We start from the raw sequence: 26,790 nt of genomic DNA, 5'->3' as shown, positions 1-26,790 counted from the left end.
GCGATCATGCGAACTGGTCCGCACGCAGCGTGACGGTGCGGCCGGGCCCGACGCGGACCGTGCGGCGCTTGCCGCCGAGGATCACGGTGCGGACGCCGGGAATGCGCCCCGCGATCCGCGCGCGCTCCAGCCGTCCGTTGCGCCAGGCGAGGTCGAGCGTGCAGCCGCCGCGCGTGCGCAGGCCGCGCACCGATCCGCTCGGCCAGGCGGGGGGGAGTGCCGGAAGCAGCTCGATCGTCTCGCCATGGTTCTGGACGAGCATCTCGACGATTCCGGCGGTGCCGCCGAAATTGCCGTCGATCTGGAAGGGCGGGTGCGCGTCGAACATGTTGGGATAGGTACGCTTGGGCCCGAGCAGGAAGCGCAGGATCTTGTGCGCCCGCGCGCCGTCGCGCAGCCGCGCCCACAGGTTGATCCGCCACGCGGTCGCCCAGCCGGTCGCCTCGTCGCCGCGGATCTCGAGCGTGCGCCTGGCCGCCGCGGCGAGCGCGGGCGTGCGATCGACGTCGATCAGGCGGCTCGGATGCAGCCCGTAAAGGTGCGAGACGTGGCGATGATGCAGATCGACCGAGGTGGCATCCCAGTCATAGGGCCATTCCTGGAGCTGGCCCTGCGCGCCGATCTTCATCGGCAGCAGCCGCGCGCGCGCCTGCGCGAACTGGCGCGTGGTCTCGTCCTCCTTGCCTAGGATGCGCGCGGCCGCGCAGGTCTGGTCGAACAGGTCGCTGAGGATCTGCATGTCCATCGTCGGACCGTGGATCAGCGACGAGCCGCGGCCATGGCCGAGCTCGGGCGAGATCGAGGGGTTGGTGACGAGATGGCCGGTCTCGGGATCGGTCTGCAGCGTGTCGAGGAAGAACAGCGCCGCCCCGTGCAGGATCGGGAAGACGCGTTCCAGAAACGCCGGGTCCGGATTGTATTCGTAATGCTCCCACAAATGCGTGGCCAGCCACGCCCCGCCGGTGGGCCACAGGCCGTAAAAGGCGCTGTCGATCGGCGCGGTGGCGCGCCACAGGTCGGTGTTGTGATGCGTGACCCAGCCGCGCGCGCCGTACATGTCGCGCGCCGTCCGCGCACCCGTCTGCGCGATCTCGCTCACCATGCGGATCAGCGGCTCGACGCATTCGGGCAGCGCGGTCGGCTGGGCCGGCCAGTAGTTCATCTCGGTATTGATGTTGACGGTGTATTTGCTGCCCCAGGGCGGGCTGGTCTTGTCGTTCCAGATGCCCTGGAGGTTGGCGGGCTGGCTGCCCGGGCGCGAGGAGCAGATCAGCAGATAGCGGCCATATTGGAAGTAGAGCGCGGTGAGCGCGGGGTCGTCGACCGTCTCCGAGCGGATGCGCTGGTCGGTGGGGAGCGCGGCCGCGGCGGTGGTCCCGAGGTCGATCGCCACGCGGCGGAACAGGCGGCGGTGCTCGGCGGCGGTGTCGGCGGCGATGCGCGCGAACGGCTTGCGCGCCGCGGCGGCGATCTGCGCGCGGGTGATCGCCGCGGGATCGCCCGAGACGTCGTCGTAGCGGCGATAGCTCGTCGACATCGCGATCAGCAGCGTCACCTCGTCCGCGCCCTCGATGCGGAGCGCATTGCCGTCGCCGCGCACGCGGCCGCCGCGCGCGATCGCCTTGAGCCGCGCCTCGAAGCGCAGCGCGCCGGGGATACCGAAATGCGGGTCGTTGCGCCCCGACAGGACGAACGTGTCGTCCCCCTCGGGGGCCGCCTGCCAGGTCTTGAGCGGGCAGGTGAAGGCGAGCCGCGCGTCGATCGCGCCGGGGCGGCTGGCGGTGAGATGGACCGCAATCACCTGATCGGCCGGCGAGGCGACCACATGGCGGTGAAAGGTGACGCCGTTCGCGACGAAGCGCGTCTCGGCGACGGCGCTGTCGATGTCGAGCGCGCGGCGATAGCCGGTGACCGGCGCGGCGGCGATGTCCGGCATTTCGATCATCAGGCTGCCGACGGTCTGGTACGGCGCCTGACGCCGCGGGATCGCCATGATGTCGGCGTTGGCGAGTTTCTCCGCCTCCGCATATTTCCTGTCGAAGATCAGTTCGCGCAGCGCCGCCATGCTGGCCTTCGCGCGCGGATTGACCGGGTCATAGGGGGCTCCGGCCCACAGCGTGTCCTCGTTGAGCTGGAGCTGCTCCGCGGCGGTGCCGCCGAACACCATCGCGCCGATGCGGCCATTGCCGACGGGCAGCGCCTCGACCCATTCCCTGGCCGGCGCCCTATACCATAGCTCGTGCGGATTTGGGCGCGAGCCGCGTGCCGAACCTCGGGCCGGAAGGAGACCCAGTCCGGCCGCGATGCCGGCGCCGCTCAACAGAAGCGCGCGGCGTCCGATCCCATGCCCGCTTGCAGCCCCCATCCCGCCTCTCCGACTCTATTTTGCAAGTTCATATCATATATGAAAGTGAAGTCGAGCCACTGGGTGTCGCGAGCAGGGCGCGCCTGGCCGGACCGCGCCGGGACGGGTCGTCGGAGCGGGGAGGCGACGATGGGCCGCGGTCAGACGTCGGCGATCTGCGAGAAGACCAGGGTGAACACCGCGCCGGTATCGGGGTGATTCGCCGCTCGCACGCCGACCTGCATCGCGTCGGCGAAACCCTTGACGATGGCGAGCCCGAGCCCGCTGCCGCCATGCCGGTCGCCGCCTTCGCCCTGCGCGAAGGTATCGAAGACGCGATGCTCCATGCCGGGCAGAAGGCCGCGGCCATGGTCGCGGATCGCAAGCTCGACGTTGTCGGGGGTGCGCCGCCCCTCGATCACGATCCGGCCGTCACCCCCGCCATGCTGCGCGGCGTTGGCGAGCAGGTTGATGAGGATGTGGTGCAGCAATGTCGGATCCGCCCGCACCAGCGGCAGGTTGGCGGGCACCTTGAGGTCGATATGCTTGCCGCGCAGCGCTTCCTTGAGATCGTGGACCGCGCTGCCGACCGCGTCGGTCAGGTCGATCGGCTCGAGCGACAAGGTGAGCGCGCCCGAATCGATGCGGATCATGTCGACGAGATTGTCGAGGAAACGGCGCAGACGCGCCACTTCGGTGCGGGCGAGGGGGATCGTCTCGGCGTCCGGGTGCTCGGCCGCAATCGCATCGATCGCCCCGGAAACGGCGGTCAGCGGCGTGCGCAGGTCATGCCCGATGGAGGACAAGAGCGCCGCGCGCAGCCGGTCGCGCTCCTTGAGCAGCGCCACCTCGCGCACCTGGCTCTCGAGGCTCAGCCGCTCGTGCGCCAGCGCCGCCTGGCCGAGCAGCGTCTGCAGCAGCACCGCGCGATCGGCGCTGACCGGATCGCGGCCGTCGCCGTGCGAGAGGCCGACGACCGCGAGCACGCCGAGTGCGGTCTTGAGCGGATGGAATTGCCAGTCCGCGGCGTTGAGCGTCGCGGTGCCGCTGCCGGCGAGCTCGCCGCGCGACCAGCTCCACTCCGCCGCCGCCCGATCGACCGGGCTGAGCGTGGCGCCGGGCGGGGACGCGGCGACGATCGTCAGCACCCCCTCGCGCTCGTTGAGCAGCACGACCTGGAGGTCGAACAGCGCCGCCAGCTCGGTGCACACGACCTCGCTCGTCGACTGCCAGTCGGACACGCGCGCGAGCGACTGGCCGAACGCGGCGACCGCCGCATTCTCCAGCGCGCTGCGGGCGCCGATCGTCGCCCGGGTCTTGAGCCGGCCCGCGAGATGCGCGGTGAACGCGGCGACCCCCATCAGCACGAACAGCGTGAGGACGCTGCGCGGATCGGCGATGGTGAAGGTGTGCAGCGGCGGCAGGAAGAAGAAATTATAGGCGAGCGCCGACAGCAGTCCGGCCGCGAGCCCGGGCCGCAGCCCGTAACGGTTCGATGCGAGGATCACTGGCAGCAGGAAGATCAGGTCCACCCCGGCCAGCCCGATCAGCGGCTCGGCGAGATGGCCGAGCAGCGTCGCCCCCGCCACCAGCGCCGTGACGATGAGATAGGCGGAGCCCGGCCCCCAGCCCTGGCCCGACCCGCTCGCCTCGTTCGCGGCGATGCCCGGCGCGGAGGGGATGACGTGCACGGCGAGCCCGTCGCGCGCGCGCAGCATCGCCGCCACGACCGAGCCGTGGCGCAGCTCGAACCACCAGCTTCGCACCGACTTGCCCAGCACCAGCTGAGTCGCGCGCGTGTCGCGGACATGCTGGGCGAGGCCGTCGATCACCCGCTCCGCCGGCAGCGTCGCGATCGTCGCGCCCAGTGTCGCCGCCAGCCGCAGTGTCTCGGCGACGCGGCGCTTGGCCTCCTCGCTCAGCCGCTGCGCGCGCGGCGTCTCGATATAGACCGCCTGCCACGGCGCCTTGAGCGCATCGGCGAGCCGCTTCGCCGCGCGCACGATCGCGTCCGCGCCGGGCAGCTCGCTGACCGCGACGAGTACGCGCTCGCCGCCGGCATAGGTGCCGGGCAGGGCGCCCTCGTCGAGATGCTCGACCAGCGCCTGGTCGATGCTGAGCGCGGCGCGGCGCAGCGCCATCTCGCGCAATGCCGACAGATTGGGCTTGGAGAAGAAGTGGCCGAGCGCGCGCGAGGCCTCGTCGGGGATATAGACCTTGCCGTCCTTGAGCCGCTCGATCAGCTCGTCGGGGGGCAGGTCGACCACCTCGATCTCGGCGCCCTCGAACACCCCGTCGGGCACGGTCTCGCGCACGCGCACGCGGGTGAAGCTGGCGACGACGTCGTTGAGGCTCTCGACATGCTGGATGTTGAGCGTGGTGTAGACGTCGATGCCCGCGTCGAGCAGCTCCATCACGTCCTGCCAGCGCTTGGGATGGCGGCTGCCCTCGACATTGGTGTGGGCGAACTCGTCGACCAGCGCGAGCGCCGGGCGGCGGGCGAGCACCGCGTCGAGATCCATCTCGGTGAGCTTGTGCCCGCGATAGTCGATCGTGCGGCGCGGGATGATCTCGAACGGCGCGGTCAGCGCCTCGGTCTCGGCGCGGCCATGGGTGTCGACGACTGCGACGACGACATCCACCTCCGCGCTGAGCCGTTCGGCGCCCTCGCGCAGCATCTCGAAGGTCTTGCCCACGCCCGGCGCCGCGCCGAGGAAGATCTTGAGCTTGCCGCGCGCTTCCCGCCTGGCCGCGCGCAGCAGGGCTTCGGGGGAGGGGCGCTGGTCGTCGGATGGCATGCGCCGTCCTTACGCCGCGCGCCGACATTGCGCCACGCCCGGCCGCGCGATGCTTATGCTTTCTTAATGCGCCGCGGCCGCATTCGCCGTCGAACCTTTACGCCCTCCGTCCCTAGGTGAGCGGCCGGGCCGCCATTCGGGGCGGCGACAACGGGACCGATCCGATGCTGGACCTTCTGTGGCTCGCCATTCTGGGCGGGCTGGTCGCATTGACGCTGGCCTTCGTCCGCCTGTGCGACGGAGCCTGACGCATGACGACTCACCTCATTCTCGCCGGGCTCACCGCGCTCGGCCTGCTCGCCTATCTGGTCGCGGCGCTGCTGCGGCCCGAGAAATTCTGACGGGGGACGCACGATGACCCTGACTGGCTGGGCGCTGATCGCGCTCTTCGTCGCCATCCTCGCCGCGCTGGCCAAGCCGATGGGCATGTGGCTCCATGCGCTTTACGAGGGGCGGCGCACGCCGCTCCACGCCGTGCTCGGCCCCGTCGAGCGCGGCTTCTACCGCCTCTCGGGGATCGACCCGAACGAGGAGCAGGGCTGGCGCCGCTACGCGCTGCACATGCTCCTGTTCAACCTTGCCCTGCTGCTGCTGACCTACGCGATCCTGCGGCTGCAGGCGGTGCTGCCGATGAACCCGCGCGGCCTCGGCGCGATCGGGCCGGACGGGGCGATGAACGCCGCGATCAGCTTCACCACCAACACCAACTGGCAATGGTATGCCGGCGAGGTGGCGATGACCAATCTCAGCCAGATGCTGGGCTTCGCGATCCACAATTTCCTGAGCGCCGCGACCGGCATCGCCATCGCCTTCGCGCTGTTCCGCGGCTTCGCGCGGCGCGAGGCGAAGGGCGTGGGCAATTTCTGGGCCGACATGACCCGGGTCACACTTTACCTGCTGCTCCCGGCCTGCATCCTCTACGCGCTCTTCCTCATCGCGAGCGGCGTGCCGCAGACCTTCGACGCGATGACCGTCGCCACGACGGTGGAGGGCGCGCAGCAGAACATCGCGCTCGGCCCGGTCGCCTCGCAGGAAGCGATCAAGATGCTCGGCACCAATGGCGGCGGCTTCTTCAACGCCAACAGCTCGCATCCGTTCGAGAACCCGACCGCGTTCACCAACCTGGTGCAGATGCTGTCGATCTTCCTGATCGGGGTGGGCCTCACCTGGACCTTCGGCAAGGCGGTGGGCGACACGCGCCAGGGCTGGGCGATCCTCGCCGCGATGGCGATCCTGTTCCTTGCCGGCGTCGCCATCGCCTACTGGGCGGAAGCGGCGGGCAATCCCAACCTCCATGCGCTGGGCATCCCGGGCGGCAATATGGAGGGCAAGGAAGTCCGCTTCGGCATCGTCGGCAGCGTGCTGTTCGCCGCGGTCACCACTGCCGCCTCGTGCGGCGCGGTCAATGCGATGCACGACAGCTTCACCGCATTGGGCGGCCTGGTCCCGCTGTTCAACATGCAGCTCGGCGAAGTCGTGGTCGGCGGAGTCGGCGCGGGCATCTACGGCTTCCTCTTGTTCGCGATCCTCGCGGTGTTCGTCGCCGGGCTGATGGTCGGGCGCACGCCCGAATATGTCGGCAAGAAGATCGAGGCGCGCGAGGTCAAGCTGGCGGTGCTCGCCATCGCGATCGCGCCGCTGTGCATCCTCGGCATGACCGCATTGTCAGCGGTGATGCCCGACGGGCTCGCCGGGCCGCTCAACAAGGGACCGCACGGCTTCACCGAGATCCTCTATGCCTTCGCCTCGGGCACCGGCAACAACGGCTCGGCCTTTGCCGGGCTCACCGCCGGCACGCCGTGGTACAACGGCCTGCTCGGGGTCGCGATGTGGCTCGGCCGCTTCTTCGTGATCGTTCCGGTGCTCGCCATCGCGGGCAGCCTCGCGGCGAAGAAGTACACCCCCGCCTCCGCCGGCTCCTTCCCGACCACGGGCGGCCTGTGGGTCGGCCTGCTGGTCGGCATCATCCTCATCCTGGGCGGACTCACCTTCCTCCCGTCGCTGGCCCTCGGCCCGATCGCGGATCATCTCGCGATGGCCGGCGGCCAGCTGTTCTGAAGGCAATCGCCATGACGACATCCTCGATCTTCAAGGCCGACCTGGTCGTTCCAGCGATCGGCGACGCGTTCCGCAAGCTCGCCCCGCGCCAGCTGGTCCGCAACCCGGTGCTCTTCACGACCGCCGTGGTGGCGCTGCTCCTCACCGTCCTGCTCGTGCGGGGCGGCGAGAAGCTCTCGCTGCCGTTCCAGCTCCAGCTCATCGTCTGGCTGTGGCTGACCGTGCTGTTCGGCACCTTCGCCGAGGCGCTGGCCGAGGGCCGCGGTCGCGCCCAGGCTGCCAGCCTGCGCGAGACCAAGGCGGATCTGCGCGCCAAGCTGCTGCTCGGCGTCGGCGACACCTATGAGCTGGTCCCCGCGAGCCGGCTGAGCGCGGGCGAGCTGGTGCTGGTCGAGACCGGAGATCTGATCCCTGCCGACGGCGAGGTGGTCGAGGGCGTCGCCAGCGTCAACGAGGCGGCGATCACCGGCGAGAGCGCACCGGTGATCCGCGAGGCGGGCGGCGACCGATCGGCGGTGACCGCAGGCACGCGCGTCATCTCCGACCGGATCAAGGTGCGCGTGACCCAGGAGCCGGGCCAGGGCTTCCTCGACCGCATGATCGCGCTGGTCGAAGGCGCCGAGCGGCAGAAGACACCGAACGAGATCGCGCTGACGATCCTGCTGGTCGGCCTCACCATCATCTTCCTGATCGCGGTGAGCACGATCCCCGGCTTCGCCAGCTATGCCCGCGGCAGCGTGCCTGTCGCGATCCTGGCGGCGCTGCTCATCACGCTGATCCCGACGACGATTGCCGCGCTGCTCTCGGCGATCGGCATCGCGGGCATGGACCGGCTGGTGCGCTTCAACGTGCTCGCCAAGTCGGGCCGCGCGGTCGAGGCGGCGGGCGACATCGACACGCTGCTGCTCGACAAGACCGGCACGATCACCATCGGCGACCGCGCGGCGAGCGAGTTCCGCCCGCTATCCGGCGTCGGCACCAACCAGCTCGCCAGCGCCGCCTTGCTTGCTAGCCTCGCCGACGAGACGCCCGAGGGCCGCTCGATCGTGATCCTGGCGCGCGAAAAGCATGGCATCTCCACGCACGACCTGCCCGCGGGCAGCGAGGTCATCCCCTTCACCGCGCAGACCCGCATCTCGGGCGTCAGGAGCGGCGTCGGCCTGATCCAGAAGGGCGCGGTCGATTCGATCCTGCGCGCCAATCCCGGCCTTGCCGATACCCCCGCCGCCGCCGAGCTGCGCCGCATCACCGACGAGATCGCGCGCGGCGGCATGACTCCGCTGGCGGTCGCGCAGGACGGCAAGCTCCTCGGTGCCGTCGCATTGAAGGACGTGATCAAGGCGGGCATCCGCGAGCGCTTCGCCGAGCTGCGCCGCATGGGCATCCGCACCGTGATGATCACCGGCGACAACCCGCTCACCGCCGCCGCGATCGCCGCCGAGGCTGGGGTCGACGATTTCCTCGCCGAGGCGACGCCCGAGGACAAGCTCGAGCTGATCCGCAAGGAGCAGCAGGGCGGGCGGCTGGTCGCGATGTGCGGCGACGGCACCAACGACGCGCCCGCGCTCGCCCAGGCCGATGTCGGCGTGGCGATGAACACCGGCACGCAGGCGGCGCGCGAGGCGGGCAACATGGTCGATCTCGACAGCGACCCGACCAAGCTGATCGAGGTCGTCGGCCTCGGCAAGCAGCTGCTGATGACGCGCGGGGCGCTCACCACCTTCTCGGTCGCCAACGACGTGGCGAAGTACTTCGCGATCATCCCCGCGATGTTCGTCGCGCTCTATCCGGGGCTCGGGGTGCTCAATGTGATGGGGCTGGGTTCGCCGGAGAGCGCGATCCTCTCGGCGATCATCTTCAACGCGCTGATCATCCCGTGCCTGGTGCCGCTGGCGCTCAAGGGCGTGACCTATCGCCCGATGGCGGCGGGCCCGCTGCTCGCGCGCAACCTCGCAATCTACGGGCTGGGCGGCCTCGTCGCCCCGTTCATCGGCATCAAGCTCATCGACCTTGCCGTCTCCGGCCTGGGTCTGGCGTGAGGACATTCATATGCTCGACGATCTCAAATCCGCGTTTCGCCCCGCCATCGTGATGACGCTGCTGTTCGCGGCGCTCACCGGGCTCGCCTATCCGGCTCTGCTCACCGGCATCGGCCAGCTCGCCTTCCCCTATCAGGCCAATGGCAGCCTGATCGAGCGTGACGGCCGCGTCATCGGCTCCGCGCTGCTCGGCCAGAAGTTCACCGGCGCGCGTTATTTTCACGGCCGCCCCTCCGCCGCGGGCAGCGACGGCTACGACGCCGCCGCCTCGGCCGGATCGAACCTCGGTCCGGCGAGCCAGGCGCTGGTCGACCGGGTGAAGGCCGATGTCGCCGCGCAGCTTCCTGCACCAGGACAATCGGTCCCCGCCGATCTGGTGACGGCCTCCGCCTCGGGGCTGGACCCCCATCTCAGCCCCGAGGCGGCCTTGTCGCAGGCGGCGCGCGTCGCGGCGGCGCGCGGCGTGCCGGTGGCGGTAATCGAGGATCAGGTGCGGCGCCATGTCGAGACGCCGCTGCTCGGCGTGCTGGGCGAGAAGCGGGTGAACGTGCTGGCGCTCAATCTCGCGCTCGACCGGATGCCCGCGCGGCCGTAAACCTGTGTCGATGCCGAATGCCGACAAGCTGCTCGTGATCGAGGACGATCCGGCGATCCGCCGGCTGCTGGCGGTGACGCTGGAGCGGGCAGGCTATCAGGTGGTCCAGGCCGCGACCGCGCGCGAGGGGCTGTCGGCGGTGGACATCGACCGGCCCGGCGCAGTGCTGCTCGACCTCGGGCTGCCCGACCGCGACGGGCTGGAGCTGATCCAGCTCGTCCGCGCGCGCACGCCTGCGCCGATCCTGGTCGTCTCCGCGCGCGAGAACACCGCGGAGAAAGTGACCGCGCTCGACCTCGGTGCCGACGACTATGTGGTCAAGCCGTTCGATACCGAGGAGCTGCTCGCCCGCATCCGCACCGCGCTGCGCCACCGCAATGCCAATGGCGCGGAGCTGCAGTCGGTGTGCGCGGACGATGTCGAGATCGACCTCGAGCATCGCCGCGTCCTGCGCGGCGGTGCCGAGGTGCATCTCTCGCCCAAGGAATATGAGGTGCTGGCCGAGCTGGCGAAGCGGCCCGACCGCGTCATCACCCATGCCCAATTGCTCAAGACCGTGTGGGGGCCCGCGCATCTCGACCGCGTCGAGTATCTGCGTATTGTCGTGCGCAACCTGCGCCAGAAGCTCGAACGCGATGCAGCGCGGCCCCGGCTGCTGCTGAACGAGCCGGGGGTGGGGTACCGCCTTACGGTCCACCCCGCCTGATCGGATGGGTCACTCGCTGAGGATGTGATAGACTCGCGGCTGTGGCTCGGCGACGCCATGGCTCGCGGCGGCGAGCGCCGGCTGGTCGACCTGGCCGCTATCGTCCACCTCGACCCGCAGGCGGCCGTGGAGCTGCCGCCGCGACCGGATATTGGCATCGCCGCCGAGCGCCTGGACGATCGCGAGCGGAAGGGCGGGGCTGTCGGCCGGCGCTTCGATCATGGGGCGCTCGGCCTGCACCGTCCCCTGTTCTCCCAGCGCCCCGCGAATCTCCTCCGCCACCAGATCCGCGAGCGGGCCGAGCACGACCTGCGCCGCGTTGGCCGAGGGGCGGATGATCCCGCGCGCGCCGAGTGCGGTCAGCGCCGCATCGTCGATCGCCTGGTTGTCCGCGACGATCAGGCGCAGGCGCGTGGTGCAGGCGTCGACGCTGGTGAGGTTGGCCGGGCCGCCCAGCGCCTTCACGAAGGCGGCGCCGCGTGCATTGCCGGCGCTCGCCGTTTCGGTCTCGGTGGCCTCGCCTTTCTCGCGCCCCGGCGTCGCCAGGTCGAGCTTGCGGATGAACAGCCGGAACAGCCCGTAATAGAGCAATGCGTAAGCCGCGCCGATCGGCAGCAGCAGCCACGGCCGCGTCGACAGGCTGAAGTTCAGCACATAGTCGAACAGCCCGGCCGAGAAGCCGAAGCCGAGCTTGACGCCGAGCAGGTTCATCAGCGCCATCGCGAGCCCGGTGAGCAGCGCGTGGATCGCGTAGAGCACCGGCGCCAGGAACATGAAGCTGAACTCGATCGGCTCGGTCACGCCGGTGAGGAAGCTGGTGAAGGCGAGGCTGAAGAGCATGCCGCCCACCGCCTTGCGCCGCTCGGGCCGCGCCTCGTGATACATGGCGAGGCAGGCGGCGGGCAGGCCGAACATCATCACCGGGAAGAAGCCCGACATGAACGCGCCCGCACCGGGGTCACCCGCGAAGAAGCGCCTGAGGTCGCCGGTCGCGCCGACATAATCGCCGATCACGAACCAGGCGACGTTGTTGATGATGTGGTGCAGCCCGGTGACGATCAGCAGCCGGTTGAGGACGCCATAGGCGAACAGCCCGATCTCGCCCGAGTTGACGACCGCGCGGCTCGCCGTGTCGAGCCCCGCGCTGATATGCGCATAGGCGCCGCCGACGAGCGCGGCGAGCAGCAGCCCGGCGACGCCCGCGGCGATCGGCACGAAGCGGCGGCCGCCGAAAAATGCGAGATACTCGGGCAGCGCGATCGTCGCGAAGCGATTGTAGAATTTGCCGCCGATCAGGCCGGAGAGGATGCCGATCGGCACCTCGAGCTTGTCGACCTGAGTCACGGCCCAGTTCTTGGCGGCGAGCGTCGCCGCCGCTTCGGGCAGGCCCGCGCCGATCTCGGGCGGCGCGGCGAGAAAGGTCTGCGCGCCGGTAGTGGTGACGAGATAGCAGGTGACCCCCGCCAGCGTCGCCGCGCCATTGCCGTCGCGCGCGAAGCCGACCGCGACGCCGATCGCGAACAGAATCCCGAGATTGTCGAAGATCGCCGCGCCCGCGGCCGAGATAAAGGCGATGTCGAGCAGGTCGGGCTGGCCGATGCGCAGCAGCAGGCCGGCGATCGGCAGTACCGCGATCGGCAGCATCAGCGCGCGGCCGAGCGGCTGGAGCGTCTCGAGGATCTTTCTCATGAGCGGGACTCCTCGAACGCGCGGGCGAGCGCGCGGACTTCGGCGGCGGAGGTGCATTGCAGCGCGCGTTCGGCATGCGCGCGGGCGTCGGCGAGCGCGACGCCGCGCACGATCGCCTTCGCCTCGGGCACGAAGCCGGGAACCGTCGACAGCTCGGTCGCGCCGAGCCCGATCAGGATCGGCACCGCTGCCGGGTCGGAGGCGAGGCCGCCGCACACCCCGACCCAGCGGCCCTTCGCGCCCGCGCGGCGGCAGGTCTCGGCGATCATGCGCAGCACGGCCGGATGCATCGCGTCGACTCCGGCCGCGACCGCCGGATTGCCGCGGTCCATCGCCAGGACATATTGGGTGAGGTCGTTGGTGCCGATCGACAGGAAGCCCGCCTCGGCGGCGAGCAGGTCGGCGGTGATCGCGGCCGCCGGGGTCTCGACCATCACCCCGAGCTCGACCGGCGTCTCGATGCCGAGCTCGCCGCGCAGGCGATCGACGATCCCGCGCACCGCGCGGACTTCGGCGACGCTTGCGACCATCGGCAGCATGATCTTGCACTGGCCGGCAGGCCGCACGCGGAGGATCGCGCGGATCTGGGTTTCGAGCAGGTCCGGATGTGCGAGGCCGACGCGGATACCGCGCTGGCCGAGCGCCGGATTCTCCTCGGCGTCGATCGGGATATAGGCGGCAGGCTTGTCGCCGCCGACGTCGAGCAGGCGGATGATCACGGGCCGCCCGGGCAGCGCATCGGCGATGCCCTGATAGATGGCGAGCTGCTCTTCCTCCGACGGCGCGTCGCCGCGGCCGAGGAACAGGAACTCGGTGCGCACCAGGCCCGAACCTTCCGCGCCCTGCGCCGCTGCAGCGTGCGCGTCCTCGACGCTACCGAGATTGGCGACCAGCTCGATGCGGGTGCCGTCGGCGGTGTGACAGGCTTCGCCGGCAGCGGTGCGCGCTGCTTGGCGGCGTGCTGCGCGAGCGGCGAGGCGGTCGGCAAAGGCCTGCGCGACCTGAGGCGCGGGCGCGATCGTGGCGTGGCCCGCCTCGGCATCCAGCAACAGCATCGCGCCGTCCGCGACGCCGTCGAGCGCGTCGCCCATCGCCACCAGGGCGGGCAGCCCCATCCCGGCGCAGAGGATCGCGACATGCGAGGTCGGCCCGCCGCGCGTGAGGGCGATCCCGGCGGGCTTGTGCGCGGCGAGCGTGACCAGCTGCGAGGGCAGGAGGTCGTCGGCGACGAGGATCGCGCCCGGGGGAATCGCGTGGGCGTCGGCGCGCGCGCCGGTCAGCACGCCGAGCACCTGACGTTCGATATCGACCAGATCGTCGATCCGCTCGATCAGGTGCGCGTTGCCGGTTGCGCGGAGCGCGTCGATCTGGTCGTGGACGGCGCCGCGCCAGGCGAAGCCCGCGCTGGTGCCCGCGGCGATGCGGGCCTCGGCGGCTGTGGCGAGCTGGGGGTCGTCGAGCAGCGCGAGATGCGCGCGCATCACCGCGGCGACCTGGCTGCTCTCGGCCTCGGCTCGCGCGGCAATCCGCTCGCGGACCTCGGCGCGCGCGGCGGCGAGCGCGGCGCGTTCGGTGTCGGCGCCCTTGCCTTCGCGCTCGACCGCGATCGCAGTCTGGCGCAGGCCGGCGGCTGGACCCATGGCGAGACCGGGAGATGCGATGACGCCGCCGATCTGGCCGGGTTCGAGCGGCTGTGCGGTAACCGGCGCCAATGGCGCAGGCGGTGGCGCGGCCTCGCCCATGTCGGAGCCGAGCAGCGCGACGATCGCCGCGAGCGCGGCCTCGGCGTCGTCGCCGCGCGCCTCAACCGTTACTTCATCGCCGAACCGGGTGCCGAGCGCGAGCAGGGCGACGGTGCTGCGCGCGTCGCCGCGCTTGTCCCCGCTGACGAGATGCACCTCGGCCGCGAAGCCGCGCGCGCACTCGCCGAGCCGCGCGGCGGGACGCGCATGGATGCCATGGGGCAGCGCGAGCGCGACCTTTTCCGCGATCACCGTGCCGTCGTCGGACCAGCGCCGCGGCGCGATTTTCGCGGGAATCAGCGCCATCAGCTCTTCGCACGCGCCGACCGCCTGATCGAGCGTGCGGCGGGTGATGGTGAACGCCTCGGCGTTGGTGACGATCACCGGGGTGACGAGACTGGTCGCAGCGAGCGCGACCGCGTCGAGGTCGAAGCGGATCAGCGGATCGCCGCGCGCGACGCTGTCGCCCGCCTTGACCAGCGGCGTGAAGCCGCGGCCCTTCAGCGCGACGGTGTCGAGGCCGACATGGATCAGCACTTCCGCCCCCTCGGCGCTGCGCAGCGACACGGCGTGCGCCGAATCGTGCAGAGTCACCACCTCGCCGTCGAACGGCGCATGGACCGTATCGCCGAGGGGGTGGATCGCGACCCCGTCCCCCATCATGCGCTGCGCGAAGACGGGATCGGGCACCTTGTCGAGCGGGACGGCCCGGCCCCGCAGCGGCGAAGTGATGATCAACGCCATCGTGCCGCGGATCCTTTATCGTGCCGCGCGGGCGAGGGCGGGGAAGGGCTCGGCCGCAGGCGCGCCGCCGATCCAGGTACCGCGCGGCTCGAGATCCGCGCCGAGCCAGACCCAGTCGGCACGCATGCCTGGCGCGATCCCGCCATGCGTCCCGCCCAGCGCCAGGAAATGCGCCGGCGTGGTGCTCGCCATCACGGCGACTTCGGGGACGGACAGCCCGGTCACCTCGACGGTGTTGCGCAGCGCCGAGGCCATGTCGAGATGCGTCCCGGCGAGAGTGCCGTCCTCGAACACGCAGACCCCGTCGCGCACCACGATATGCTTGCCCTGGAGCATGAAATCGGTGTCGTTCGTGCCGACACTGGGCATCGCGTCGGTGATCAGCATCAACCGCTCGATCCCCTTCACCTTGACCGCGACGCGCACCACCGCGGGATGGAGATGCGCATCGTCGACGATCAGCCCGCACCACACGTCCGAATCGAACGCCGCGCCAACCACGCCGGGGCCGCGATGATGCAGCGGCGACATCGCGTTGAAGAGATGCGTGATGCCCGTGACCCCCGCATCGATCGCGCGCCTGGCCTGGTCATAGCTGGCGTTGGTGTGGCCGGCGCTGACGATCACGCCATGCGCGACCAGCGTACGGATGTCCGTCTCGTCGCACATCTCCGGGGCGAGGGTGAGCATCACCTTGCCCCGCCGCGGCGCGGTGAGCAGCGCGAGCATTTCGGCGTCGAGCCGACGGATGCGATGCGCCTCGTGGATGCCGCGCTTGACCTCGTTGATGAACGGCCCCTCGACATGGATGCCGACCACGCCCGGCACGCCGCGGGCGATCGCGGTGTCGACCGCGTCGAGGGCCTCGGCGATCTGCGCCGGGGTGTCGCTGATCAGCGTGGGCAGGAAGGCGGTCGTGCCGAAACGGGCATGCGCGGCGCCGATCGCGGCGATCGCATCGACATCGGCCTGGTCGTTGAACAGCACGCCGCCGCCGCCGTTGACCTGGGTGTCGATGAAGCCGGGCAACAGCCAGCCCCCGTCGAGGTCGAGCGCGGCGTCGGCCCGCTCCCGTCCTGCCGGATCGATCGCCACCACGCGGCCGCCTTCGACACGGATGTCGGCGCCGTCGAGCACGGCGGAGGCGGTTGCGATGCGCCCGTTGCGGATCCGGACGATCATAGGGTCTCGGTCACCTTGTTGAGATGCGGCGGCTGGTCGGGGTCGCAGCCGCGCGCGAGCGAGAGTGCATTGGCCATGCGATAGAAGCTCTGAACCATCAGGATCGGCTCGATCGCGGGATGGCCGGCGAGCGCGGGTAGATCGGCGTCGGCCGCATCCGGATCAGCGAGCAATACCCCCGCGCCGCGCTTGCGGAACTCGGCAACCGTTTCGCGCACGCTGGCACCCGCGCGGTCGCTGCCGCCCAGGGCGAGAACATGGAAGTCGCGCCCCACGATCGCCATCGGGCCGTGGCGCACCTCGGCCGCGCTGAAGCTTTCCGCATGGAGCGCGCAGGTCTCCTTGAACTTGAGCGCCGCTTCCTGCGCGATGCCATAGCCATAGCCGCGACCGAGCACGAAGAGGTTGTCGGCGTCGGCCAGCGCGCGCACGGCGGGGGACCAGTCGAGCTGCCACGCCGCTTCGAGCCGGGCGGGGAGCGCATCGACGGCCGCGACCAGTTCGGCATCCTCCGCCCAGGCCCCGGTGAGCGCCGCGATGGCGGCGAGCGAGCAGATATAGGATTTGGTCGCCGCGACCGACTGCTCGGGGCCGGCGCTGAGCGCGATCACGACATCCGCGAGGTCGCGCAGCGGCGCTTCCTCGGCATTGACCATTGCGACGACGAAGGCACCGGCCGCGCGATGTTGGGCAACGGTGGCGAGCAGGTCGGGGCTCTTGCCCGATTGCGAGATGGCGAGGCACAGCCGGTTGCCGGGCGCGACCGGCGCATCATAGAGCGACGCGACCGACAGGGCGGCGGAAGCGACCGGGACGCCGGTGCGCGTCTCGATCAGATACTTGGCATAGGTCGCGGCATGGTCCGACGAGCCGCGCGCGCAGGTGACCACGGCCGAAGGGGGCGCGGCGCGCAGCCGCGCACCGATCGCGGCGAAGGCCTCGCCGTTCGCGGCGAGCATGCGGGCGACTGCCGCGCCGGCCTCGGCCGCCTCGCACTCCATCCGGGTCGCGCCGCCGGCCAATGCCGAGCCCGCCGCCATGTGCATCGCCCTCCCGTTCCATCCGCTTGCCGGCCGCGCCGGATCCTGTCTGGTACTATATAGGTTATATTGGTCTCATCAAGAGGTATTCTCGGCCAGTTCAGACTTTCACGAACCACCGCTTGCGGCGCAGCCATTCCATCGCGCCCCACAGAAGCAGCATATAGAGGAGAACGGGAATCAGCGAGGCGATCGGGTCGCCAAGCGTCGTACGGGTCGCGTGGAACGGAACGAGCAGCAGGTCCCAGGTGACGACGCTCGCGGTGACCTGATGCAGCGTATAGGCGGCGATGGCGTTGGCGCCGAACGCGATCATCGCCGTGGCGGCGAACCCTGGCGCGCGGTCCTCGCGATCGAGCACGGCATGAAGCGCGGCGAGGGCGAGCGCGGTGATGCCGGCGGTAACGAGCACGAAGCTGCTCGACCAGATGTCCTTGACGATCGGAAAGACGAGGCTCCAGCCGAGCCCGGCCGCGACCATCGCGGCGCCGGCGAGAAGCAGGAGTCGAGTCCGGCCCTGCGTGCGGCGCAGCAGCAACTCGCCGATCGCGACGCCGATCAGGCCCTGCGCGATCGCGGGCAGCGTGCCCAGAATACCCTCGGGGTCGTAACCCTCGGGACCCTTCACATAGCGGTGGCCCCCGAGCAGGACGCGATCGACCGAGGCGACGAAATTGTGACCGCGCTGCCAGACGTCGTTGGGCAGGCCATCGAGCGCCGGGAGCAACGTGAGCGGCCAATAGCCGATCAGCAGGATGGCGATTAGCGCCAGCCGCGCGCGCGGCCCCGCGACGAGGAACAGCAGCGCGCACGCACCATAGACCAGGCCGATCCGCTGGAGCACGCCGAACGGGCGCCAGGCGCGCGCGGCGAAGTCCGCGGCCCAGTAGAGGTTGGAGAGGATCAGGCCGAGCAGCACCAGCCGCGCCGTGCGCGCGAGGATACGGCCCTGCTGCGGCACGGCCCCTTCACGGTCCCGCAGGGAAAAGGGGATCGCGATCCCACCATGGTCAGGAAGCCGGGAAAGACCAGGTCGGCGAGGGTCAGCCCCTCCCAGCTCTTGTGCAGCAGGATCGGTGCGACATCGGCATGGGCGCCCCATTTCATCGCCGCAGCCGAGTTGACCAGGATCATCCCCGCGACGGTCGCGCCGCGCAGCACATCGAGCGAGATCAGACGCACCGCACCCTCCCCCTTGGTGAAGCGCTGGTGATTGATCTGCTATTGGTAATAGTCAAGCGGCGACTGGTATTAGTGCGCGTCAGCCGCTGTTGAGCTCGGCGACCCAGTCATAGGCGTCGCCGCGATAATAGCTCTGGGTGAATTCGGCGGTGCGGCCATCGGACAGGAAGCCGCGGCGCTCGATGAACAGCCCCGGCGCGCCAGGTTCGATGCCAAGCACTTCGGCTTGCTCGGCGGTGAAGGCGATCGCGCGCAGCCGCTGGAGCGCGCGCACGGGCAGGTGCCCCGCGGCGTCGAGAGCCGCGTAGAGCGAGTCACCAACGACCTCGAGCGAGGGCAGGCAATAGGCCGGAATAGTCGCATATTCGAGCGCCATCGACGTATCGTCGGCGTAGCGGATGCGATGGAAGCGATAGACCAGCGACCCCGGCGACAGGCCGAGCGACAGCGCTTCCTCGGGCGTCACCGAGCCGGCGGTGCGGCTCACCCATTTGCTGTGCGGCCGGCGGCCGCGCGAGATCATGTCCTGCGAGAAGGAGGTGAGCTTGGAGAAGCTCTTCTCGACGCGCGGGCGCGAGACGAAGGTGCCGGCGCCGCGGCGCCGCGCCACCATCCCGTCGCCGACCAGTCCGTCGATCGCCTTGCGCACGGTGATGCGCGAGACGCCGAACTCCTCGGCCAGGTCGCGCTCGGTGGGGATCGCCTCCTCCGCCTTCACCACCTGGCTCTCGATCGCATCGCGCAGGATCTTCTGCAGCTGGAGATAGAGTGGAGTCGGATCGTCCTTCTGGAGTGGACCCACACGTTCGATCAGCGACAAGACATTTGCTCCACATTTTTGCTGCGCAGCGGGATAATACCAATCAAGGCCGTCACGTGTGTTGCATTGGTGCCCAACCGTCAATCGCCGACGCGCAATTCTCCATCGCACCTGCAATACGAATATAAAACCAATCCGAATGTCAAACTAGGTGCGGAACGCCCTCGCAGCTCGGCAGGAACGCGCTCACCCGTGAAAAACTGGCGTTTCCTCAAAGGCGTTGACCGCCCTCATGCGACATGACAAATTAGATACAAATAGTGGTGAGGGACTGGGATGCGCGGACGGAAATGGGCGGCGGTGGCGGCTCTGGTCGTAGCGGTCCCTGCATCCGGACAAGCCGAGGCGCCATCGCAGGCCGCGCTGGACCAGCTCGCCGCGACGCTCGGCTACCGCTTCGCCGTGGTCGACAATCGGCCGCAATGCCCCGCCGGGCTCGATCCCTGTTTCCTCGCCACGATCACGCTGACGGTTCCCGCCACGGCGCCGGCGCGGCTGCCCGACGGACTGGCGCTCTATTTCAGCTTCGTCGACCGACTGCCGCGCGTCGAGAGCGACATCTTCGCGCACCAGCTGATCAACGGCGACGTGCAGCGGCTGACGCTGAAGCCGGGCGCGGCGCTGAAGCCCGGCGCCACGCATGTGATCAAATTATGGGGCACGGGATCGAACTTCTCCAAGGCCTTCGCGATGCCCAATGCCTATCTCACGGCCGACGGCCTCGCCGCGCGGACGATCGTGGCGACGCGGCCGGCGATCGATCCCGACACCGGTCTCGAGGTGCTGCGCTTCGTCGCGCCGATGACCGACGAGGCGCGGCTCGCGACCAAGAGCGATGCCGACAAGACGCGCTGGCTGACCGCGGAGCGCGCCTTCGCGCTCTATGCCGAGGCGCAGGCGCCTGGTCCGAGCGGCGTGGTGATCCTGCCCAAGCCGGTCAAGGCGGTGCAGGGGAAGGGCGCCGCGGTGGACTTGACGCAAGGTGTCGCGGTCGAGCTTCGCGGCGTCGCACGCGAGGCGATCGCACCCGCGCTGGCCGCGCTCGGCGTGGCGGAGGGCGGCAAGCTGCAACTGTCGATCCGCGTCGATCCCGCGGCGCCGATCGCGCCCGAAGGCTATCGCCTGACAGCCGATGCGGCCGGGATCGCCGTCACCGCGCGCGATGCCGCCGGGGCGAGCCATGCGCTGCGCTCGCTCGCGCAACAGGCGGCGTTCGAGCAGGGCCGGATGCGGCCGCTCACGGTCGAGGATGCGCCGCGCTACGGGTTTCGCGGACTGCACCTCGATCTCGGCCGCAACTTCCATGGGCGCGACCAGATCCTCAAGCTGATCGAGGCGATGGCGGCATACAAGCTCAACCGGCTGCATCTGCACCTCGCCGACGACGAAGGCTGGCGCATCGAGATCCCGGCGCTGCCCGAGCTGGCGACGATCGGATCGAAGCGGTGCCACGACCCGGCCGAGCGGACCTGCCTGCTGCCGCAGCTCGGCGCGGGCCCGGACGGGGCGAGCGGGGTCAACGGCTATCTTTCGACCGCCGACTATGTCGCGATCCTCAGGGCCGCGGCGGCGCGGCAGATCGAGGTGATCCCCTCGATCGACATGCCCGGCCATTCGCGCGCGGCGATCGTGGCGATGGAGGCGCGCCATGCGCGGTTGCTGGGCGAAGGAAAGAGGGACGCGGCGGAGGCCTATCGCCTGGCCGATCCCGCCGACGCCACGCAATATCGCAGCATCCAGAATTACGACGACAACACGCTCAACGTCTGCCTCCCCGCCACCTATCGCTTCGTCGATACGGTGGTGGACGCGCTGGCGGCGATGCACGCGCAGGCCGGCGTGCCGTTGCGCACCTTCCACCTCGGCGCCGACGAGACCGCGGGCGCCTGGGTCAAGTCGCCCGCCTGCGCCAGCATGATCGCCGAGAATGGCGGCGACGCGACCAAACTCACCCCGCGCTTCATCGAGCGCGTGGCCACGGGACTCGCGGCGAAAGGCATCCGCACCGCCGGCTGGAGCGATGGCATGGGCCACACCGATCCGGCGCGAATGCCCAAGGATGTGCAGACCAACATCTGGGGCGTGCTGCACCGTGGCGCGATCCGCGAGGCGCACGACCAGCTCAACCGCGGCTGGGACGTCGTGCTCTCGATCCCCGATCTCGGCTATTTCGACATGCCCTATGCCCCGCATCCCGAGGAAGGCGGCTACAATTGGGCGTCGCGCGGGGTGAGCACGCATCAGGTGTTCGGTTTCATGCCCGACAACCTCCCCGCCAATGCCGCCACGATCCGCACGACCTTCGCCGAACCCAAGGCGATCGAGGACAAGCCCGTGCTCGAGTCAGGGCGCAAAATCGCGGGTGTGCAGGCGCAATTGTGGAGCGAGACGATCCGTGCCGACCGGCAGGTCGACTATATGCTCTTCCCGCGCCTGCTTGCGCTGGCCGAGCGCGGCTGGACGCCGGCGCCGTGGGCGCCGAGCTATCAGGCCGGCGCGAGCTATCGCTGGCATGATCCGCGGGTGGACGTTCCTCGGCTCGACCGCGAATGGCGCGACTTCGCCGGACGCGTGGCGGCGCAGTTTCCGCTGCTCGAGCGCATGGGCATCGCCTATCGCGTGGCGCCGCCGGGCGCGCGCATCGCCGGCGGCAAGCTCGAGGCCAACAGCGCGTTTCCGGGCATGGCGATCGAGTATCGTACGGGCGGCGGCTGGAAACCCTATGCCGGCCCGGTGGCGGCGGCCGGCAGGGTCGAGCTGCGCACCCGCTCCGCCGACGGCAAGCGCGCGAGCCGCATCGTCCGGGTCGATTCCGCGCCGCGCGACTGAACCCGGCGATCGTCAGGGGCGCCGGAAGGCGAAAAGCAGCTTTGTCAGGTCGATCCAATTAAATACCAATAAGATGATTTCTCTCGTCATCACGGCACATTTATAGCCTACAAATCCCACTTGACAGCATAGTCCAATAGAGAGATGGTCCTATTAATGTATGCATGTGGTACTCAACCGGGTGCCGCGAAAGATCAGCGAAGGGGATGGGACATGCGGATTCGGGCTTTCCTCGTTGGCACCGCCAGCGGTGCGGCGCTTCTCGCCAGTGCGGCGCACGCGCAGGACGCCGGCAATGCGCCGGCGGCGCAGACCGCCGAGGCGCAGGACGGCGAAGAGGTCGTCATCTCGGGCTATCGCGCCGCGCTCGCCGCGGCGATCGAGACCAAGCGCAACGCCGACGCGATCGTCGATTCGATCTCGGCCGAGGATGTCGGCAAGTTCCCCAACACCAACGTCGCCGAGGCGCTGACCCTGGTGCCAGGCGTGACCGTCGACCGTGCGTTCGGCCAGGGCGAGAAGGTCTCGATCCTCGGCACCGACCCGGCGCTCAACCGCACCCTTCTCAACGGCCAGACGGTCGCTTCGGCCGACTGGTTCATCCTCGACACGCCGGGCCGCACCTTCAACTATGCGCTGCTCGCGCCGCAGCTGGTCGGCCGGGTCGACATCTACAAGTCGCCCGAAGCGCGGATCGACGAGGGTTCGATCGGCGGCACGGTCAATGTCGTCACGCGCAAGCCGCTCGAACTCAAGGCGTTCACCGTCGCCGGCTCGATCGGCTATCTCTACAACGACCGCTCGGAGAAGGGCGACGTCCAGGGCTCGGCGCTGGTCAGCTGGCGCAACGAAGCCGGGACCTTCGGCATCCTCGCTTCGTTCCAGCGCGCCAAGGACCGGCTGCGCCGCGATGGCCTCGAATCCTACGGCACGATGCGCGCCAACCAGTGGGCGGGCGGCAATCCCGACAATCCGATCGATTCGCGCACCCGCGGCTGCCTCGGCGCCTGTGCGACCACGCTGACCGCCAATCTCAACGCAGTGAGCCCCAACGCGTTCGGCACCTCCTATTTCGAGCAGGGCCGCGAGCGCCTCACCTATTCGGCGACCGCGCAGTGGAAGCCGGTCGACGAGCTCACGCTCGAGTTCAACTGGCTCAAGATCGACGCCACCTACGACAACCTGAACCAGTCGATGTACGCCTTCCAAGGCAATACCTGGAACAGCCTCGGCCAGCTCACCGATCTCACTGTCGAGGACGGCATCGTCACCCGCGCGACGTTCGACAATGCGCTGAGCGTGCTCGACGTACAGTATCGCGAAGCCGAGATGCATTCGAACACCTATCACGGCAAGCTCAACTGGGACGGCGGGAACTGGGACGTCAACCTCGAGGGCGGCTTCTCCGACGCCGATGGCGGCACCAAGCGCCAGGTGTTCCTCGAATTCCTCAACTGGGCCGACTATACGGTCGACATCAGCGGCGCGCCGGGCAGCCCCGGCACGATCGACTATGCGACCGACGTGCAGGGCAATCCCGCGGCCTTCGTCACCGATCCGGGCTGGAGCGGCAACGTCGTGGCCAAGCCGACCAGCGACAAGGAGCGCTACGGCCAGGTCGATTTCGGCTTCGACTTCGACGGCGCGCTGAAGCGCATCCAGCTCGGCTACAAATATCGCCGCCACCAGACCGCGCAGCAATATGCCGGCATCGCGCTGAACGGGCTCGCGGTCGCCGCCGGCCAATTCTCGCCCGAGACGGTCGCCGACAACTATCTGCGCAGCATCAACGGCGTGAACGACGAGATGGCGGGCCGCTTCATCATCAGCGGCGGCGCGATGGTCGACTTCCTCGAAGGGCGCACGCTGCCGACGCCCTCGATCTTCGCCGCACCGGAGTTCACCGCCGGCAACTGGGAGGTGACCGAGGACATCCACGCCGTCTACGGCCAGGCGAATTTCGAGACCGACTGGCTGCGCGGCAATTTCGGCGTGCGCTACGTCAGCACCTCGACCTCGAGCGCGGGCTATGTCTGCGCGCCGGGTACCGCCTGCAACGCGCCGGCGCACTGGCTGTGGGAGACGACCAAGACGAGCTACGAGGACGTGCTGCCCAGCATGAACCTCGTCGCCACGATCAAGCCCGACCTCCTGGTCCGCTTCACAGCCGCCCAGGTGATCGCGCGTCCCAATTATGCCGATCTCACCAACTTCTTCTGGCTGTCGGACGGCATCCTGATCGGCGGCGGCGGCAACCCGAACTTGAAGCCCTACAAGTCGGGCAACATCAACGCCTCGATCGAATGGTATTTCGCGCCGCGCGCGATCCTGGCGGCCGAGATATTCTACAAGGATATCGACAACTATATCCTGCAGCGCACCGCGCCTGAGCAGTATTTCAACCAGTCGCAGGGCTTCGTCACCACCTATCAGATCAGCCGCCCGTACAATGCCGGTCAGGCCAAGGTGAAGGGCTTCGCGCTTGCCTATCAGCAGAACCTGCCGCTCGGCTTCGGCGTGCTCGCCAACTACACCTATTCGGACGCCGAGGGGCAGGCGGGCGCCGATCTGCCCTACAACTCGCGGCACCAGGTGAGCTTCAGCCCGTTCTTCGAGAGCGGCCCGGTGGCGCTGCGCGGGACCTATACCTGGCGCTCCAAATACTTCACCGGCGTCGACCGCGGCGACAACATGTATGTGCGCGACAGCGCCAATATCGACGTCTCGGCGACCTACAACGTCACCGAGAATATCGGAATCACGCTTTCGGGCATGAATCTCACCGACAGCGAATATTACGCCTATGCCAACACGCCCCGCCTGCCGCGCGGCGTGTACCGCACGGGGCGGCGCGTGCTCGCCTCGGTCAACGTCAACTTCTGACGACGCGGACAGGACAGTCCTGCGGCGGCCGGCGATCCCGGCCGCCGTTCTGTTGCGTATGGCGCGAGCGGGACGCATAGCCCAGGGCTATGGCCCGATACCGATTTTTCTATTGGCGATGGCAGGTGATATCCCGTTCAAGGCGAGCATCTTCCGGGGGAGACGCATTCGCTCATGAGCCAGCCGCCCTATCTGTTGTACATCGCGCAGGCGACCGACCCGATCTCGGCCAAGACGGCGCGCGGGATCGCGGTGTGGCGGCCCGAATGGGCGGTCGGCCAGGTGCGCTCGCCCGGCTCGCTGATCGATCTCGGCGTGCCCGACATGGGCTTCGCCGAGGCGGTCGCGGCGGGAGCGCGGACGATGGTGCTGGGCGTCGCCAATGCCGGCGGGGTGATGGCGCCCTCGACGGTCGCCGACGTCATCGCCGCGATGGAAGCGGGGCTCGACGTTGCGAGCGGCCTGCACCAGCGGCTCGCCGACCAGCCGGAGATTGCCGCGCGCGCGGGTGAGCTCGGCCGGTCGCTGTGGGACGTGCGCGAGCCGCCGAAGAACCTCAAGGTCGGCACCGGGGAACGCCGCGCGGGCAAGCGCCTGCTCACCGTCGGCACCGATTGCTCGGTCGGCAAGATGTACACGACGCTGGCGCTGGAGCGCGAGATGCGCGCGCGCGGCCTTGCCGCCGATTTCCGCGGGACCGGCCAGACCGGCATCCTGATCGCGGGCTCGGGCATGCCCGTCGACGCGGTGGTCGCCGACTTCATCTCGGGATCGGTCGAGCAGCTCTCGCCCGCGCGCGACGATGGCGGCTGGGACCTGATCGAGGGGCAGGGCTCGCTGTTCCACCCCTCCTATGCGGGCGTCTCGCTCGGGCTGCTCCACGGCGCGCAGCCCGATGCGCTGGTGCTATGCCACGAGGCCGGGCGCGAGATCATGCGCCACATGAAGACGCACCCCGTGCCGAGCCTCGAGCTGTGCCTCGATCGCAACCTCGAGGCGGCGCGGCTGACCAATCCCGATGTGGTCGCGGTCGGCGTGGCGCTCAACACCGCAGGGCTCGATGCCGACGCCGCGACGGACGCCTGTGCCGCGGTCGAGGAGAGGCTGGGGCTGCCCTGTCAGGACCCGGTGCGTCATGGTGTGTCGTGGATCGTCGACCGGCTCGGCCAGTGCTTCGCGCTGTAAGCACCGGGATCGAGCGCCGGCCGCTCCACACGCCCTTCCGCATCTCGCGCGGCTCGCGGACGCAGATCGAGCTGGCGGTGGCGACGATCCGTCAGGGCGACGTGATCGGGCGCGGCGAGGGATCGGTGACGGGACGCTATGGCGAGAGCGTCGAAAGCGTCGGCGAACAGCTTCGCGCGATCGAAGGCCTGCTGGCCGACGGGATCGGGCGCGATGAGCTGCGCAGGCTGATGCCGCCGGGCTCGGCGCGAAACGCGGTCGATTGCGCGCTATGGGACCTGGAGGCAAGGCTCGGTGTGAGCCAGCTCCCCGCCGCGCGCCCCGTCCACACTGCCCTTACGCTCGGTATCGACACGCCCGAGGCGATGGCGGCGGCGGCGCGCAAGCTCAAGGGTGCCGCGATCGTCAAGGTCAAGGTCGACGGCCGCGAGCCAGAGGCGTGCCTGCGCGCGATCCGGCCCGAAGTGCCCGGCTCGCGACTGGTCGTCGATGCCAATGAGGCGTGGACGATGGCGCAGGTCGAGGCGCTGCAGCCGGTGCTCGCCGAACTCGACGTCGAGTTCCTCGAACAGCCGCTGCCCGCGGCGGACGACGTGGCACTCGATGGGTTCAAGGGCCTGGTGCCGACCTGCGCCGACGAATCCTGCCATGTCACCGCCGACCTCGACCGGCTCGCGACGCGTTATCAGATGGTCAACATCAAGCTCGACAAGACCGGCGGGCTGACCGAGGCGCTGGACCTGCTCGCCGGCGCGCGCGAGCGCGGGCTGGGGGTGATGGTCGGCTGCATGATCTCGACCTCGCTCGCGATCGCGGCGGCGTTTCGCGTCGCGGTGCAGGCCGATTGTGCCGATCTCGACGGGCCGCTGTGGCTGGAGCAGGATCGGCCCGGCGGCATCCGCATGGGCGAGCACGGGCTGATGCATCCGCCCGAACCCGGTTTCTGGGGTTGAT

Annotated in this window: 19 protein-coding genes; 10 read left to right on the top strand and 9 right to left on the bottom strand. The window is 69.5% G+C overall.

Translation table 11 applies throughout. The features are described 5' to 3' along the window. Positions 1 to 4 precede the first annotated feature (4 nt). Positions 5 to 2,365 (bottom strand): glycoside hydrolase family 95 protein, encoded by a 2,361-nt coding sequence (locus ACO227_RS02945; protein ID WP_423605137.1) that lies wholly within the window; start codon positions 2,363 to 2,365, stop codon positions 5 to 7. A gap of 140 nt (positions 2,366 to 2,505) precedes the next feature. After that, entirely contained in the window at positions 2,506 to 5,142 is a 2,637-nt protein-coding gene (locus ACO227_RS02940) for a DUF4118 domain-containing protein (RefSeq protein WP_423605136.1), read from the bottom strand. A 116-nt stretch (positions 5,143 to 5,258) separates the two neighbouring features. Here ACO227_RS02940 and ACO227_RS02935 point away from each other — a divergent pair, with 116 nt between their 5' ends. The 6 genes from ACO227_RS02935 to ACO227_RS02910 are packed head-to-tail and all read left to right on the top strand — an operon-like array spanning position 5,259 to position 10,540. Beyond that, complete coding sequence (locus ACO227_RS02935; RefSeq protein WP_423605134.1) at positions 5,259 to 5,390, top strand: hypothetical protein; 132 nt, start codon at positions 5,259 to 5,261, stop codon at positions 5,388 to 5,390. Between the two features lie 3 nt (positions 5,391 to 5,393). Then, complete coding sequence (gene kdpF / locus ACO227_RS02930; RefSeq protein WP_343521491.1) at positions 5,394 to 5,483, top strand: K(+)-transporting ATPase subunit F; 90 nt, start codon at positions 5,394 to 5,396, stop codon at positions 5,481 to 5,483. 13 nt (positions 5,484 to 5,496) lie between these two features. Beyond that, positions 5,497 to 7,200, top strand: coding sequence for a potassium-transporting ATPase subunit KdpA (gene kdpA, locus ACO227_RS02925; RefSeq protein WP_423605133.1), 1,704 nt, complete (start codon positions 5,497 to 5,499; stop codon positions 7,198 to 7,200). Positions 7,201 to 7,211: 11 nt separating this feature from the next. Beyond that, complete coding sequence (gene kdpB, locus ACO227_RS02920) at positions 7,212 to 9,239, top strand: potassium-transporting ATPase subunit KdpB (RefSeq protein ID WP_423605132.1); 2,028 nt, start codon at positions 7,212 to 7,214, stop codon at positions 9,237 to 9,239. Between the two features lie 10 nt (positions 9,240 to 9,249). After that, the gene (gene kdpC / locus ACO227_RS02915) at positions 9,250 to 9,834 is read left to right on the top strand and encodes a potassium-transporting ATPase subunit KdpC (protein WP_423605131.1); all 585 of its coding nucleotides are present in this window, start codon (positions 9,250 to 9,252) and stop codon (positions 9,832 to 9,834) included. 10 nt (positions 9,835 to 9,844) lie between these two features. Further along, positions 9,845 to 10,540 carry a response regulator gene (locus ACO227_RS02910; protein WP_423605130.1) on the top strand — a complete coding sequence of 232 codons (696 nt, stop codon included), beginning with the start codon at positions 9,845 to 9,847 and terminating at the stop codon, positions 10,538 to 10,540. Positions 10,541 to 10,549: 9 nt separating this feature from the next. Here the strand turns inward: ACO227_RS02910 and nagE are convergent, their stop codons facing one another. The 7 genes from nagE to ACO227_RS02875 all read right to left on the bottom strand — a co-directional run bounded on the left by nagE (position 10,550) and on the right by ACO227_RS02875 (position 18,939). Next, on the bottom strand, positions 10,550 to 12,229 hold the full coding sequence (gene nagE / locus ACO227_RS02905) for an N-acetylglucosamine-specific PTS transporter subunit IIBC (RefSeq protein ID WP_423605128.1): 1,680 nt from the start codon (positions 12,227 to 12,229) through the stop codon (positions 10,550 to 10,552). Beyond that, positions 12,226 to 14,715, bottom strand: a complete 2,490-nt coding sequence (gene ptsP, locus ACO227_RS02900) for a phosphoenolpyruvate--protein phosphotransferase (protein WP_423605126.1) — start codon at positions 14,713 to 14,715, stop codon at positions 12,226 to 12,228. Before ptsP ends, nagE begins: the two co-directional genes overlap by 4 nt. A gap of 15 nt (positions 14,716 to 14,730) precedes the next feature. Then, on the bottom strand, positions 14,731 to 15,897 hold the full coding sequence (gene nagA, locus ACO227_RS02895) for an N-acetylglucosamine-6-phosphate deacetylase (RefSeq protein ID WP_423605125.1): 1,167 nt from the start codon (positions 15,895 to 15,897) through the stop codon (positions 14,731 to 14,733). Then, a complete protein-coding gene (locus ACO227_RS02890) occupies positions 15,894 to 16,937 on the bottom strand; it encodes an SIS domain-containing protein (RefSeq protein ID WP_423605123.1) in 1,044 nt (347 codons plus the stop codon). Before ACO227_RS02890 ends, nagA begins: the two co-directional genes overlap by 4 nt. A 100-nt stretch (positions 16,938 to 17,037) precedes the next feature. After that, complete coding sequence (locus tag ACO227_RS02885) at positions 17,038 to 17,898, bottom strand: acyltransferase family protein (protein WP_423605121.1); 861 nt, start codon at positions 17,896 to 17,898, stop codon at positions 17,038 to 17,040. After that, positions 17,841 to 18,119, bottom strand: a complete 279-nt coding sequence (locus ACO227_RS02880; protein WP_423605120.1) for a hypothetical protein — start codon at positions 18,117 to 18,119, stop codon at positions 17,841 to 17,843. Before ACO227_RS02880 ends, ACO227_RS02885 begins: the two co-directional genes overlap by 58 nt. A gap of 79 nt (positions 18,120 to 18,198) precedes the next feature. Beyond that, positions 18,199 to 18,939 carry a GntR family transcriptional regulator gene (locus ACO227_RS02875; RefSeq protein WP_423605118.1) on the bottom strand — a complete coding sequence of 247 codons (741 nt, stop codon included), beginning with the start codon at positions 18,937 to 18,939 and terminating at the stop codon, positions 18,199 to 18,201. 276 nt (positions 18,940 to 19,215) lie between these two features. On the opposite strand from ACO227_RS02875, the gene ACO227_RS02870 reads away from it, so the two are divergent. The 4 genes from ACO227_RS02870 (at position 19,216) to dgcA (ending at position 26,789) form a co-directional block, all read left to right on the top strand. After that, the gene (locus ACO227_RS02870; protein WP_423605117.1) at positions 19,216 to 21,768 is read left to right on the top strand and encodes a family 20 glycosylhydrolase; all 2,553 of its coding nucleotides are present in this window, start codon (positions 19,216 to 19,218) and stop codon (positions 21,766 to 21,768) included. Between the two features lie 213 nt (positions 21,769 to 21,981). Beyond that, positions 21,982 to 24,651: a TonB-dependent receptor gene (locus ACO227_RS02865; RefSeq protein WP_423605116.1), complete on the top strand. Its 2,670-nt coding sequence runs from the start codon at positions 21,982 to 21,984 to the stop codon at positions 24,649 to 24,651. A 174-nt stretch (positions 24,652 to 24,825) separates the two neighbouring features. Further along, on the top strand, positions 24,826 to 25,836 hold the full coding sequence (gene dgcN, locus ACO227_RS02860) for an N-acetyltransferase DgcN (RefSeq protein WP_423605115.1): 1,011 nt from the start codon (positions 24,826 to 24,828) through the stop codon (positions 25,834 to 25,836). Continuing rightward, positions 25,821 to 26,789, top strand: a complete 969-nt coding sequence (gene dgcA / locus ACO227_RS02855) for an N-acetyl-D-Glu racemase DgcA (protein ID WP_423605114.1) — start codon at positions 25,821 to 25,823, stop codon at positions 26,787 to 26,789. Before dgcN ends, dgcA begins: the two co-directional genes overlap by 16 nt. The last annotated feature ends 1 nt before the right edge of the window (position 26,790 follow it).

This window comes from Sphingomonas sp. MS122 (assembly GCF_049532975.1).
Taxonomy (GTDB): domain Bacteria; phylum Pseudomonadota; class Alphaproteobacteria; order Sphingomonadales; family Sphingomonadaceae; genus Sphingomonas.
The sequence above is the reverse complement of the archived record's forward strand: the minus strand, read 5'-3'. Positions and strand labels throughout refer to the sequence as shown.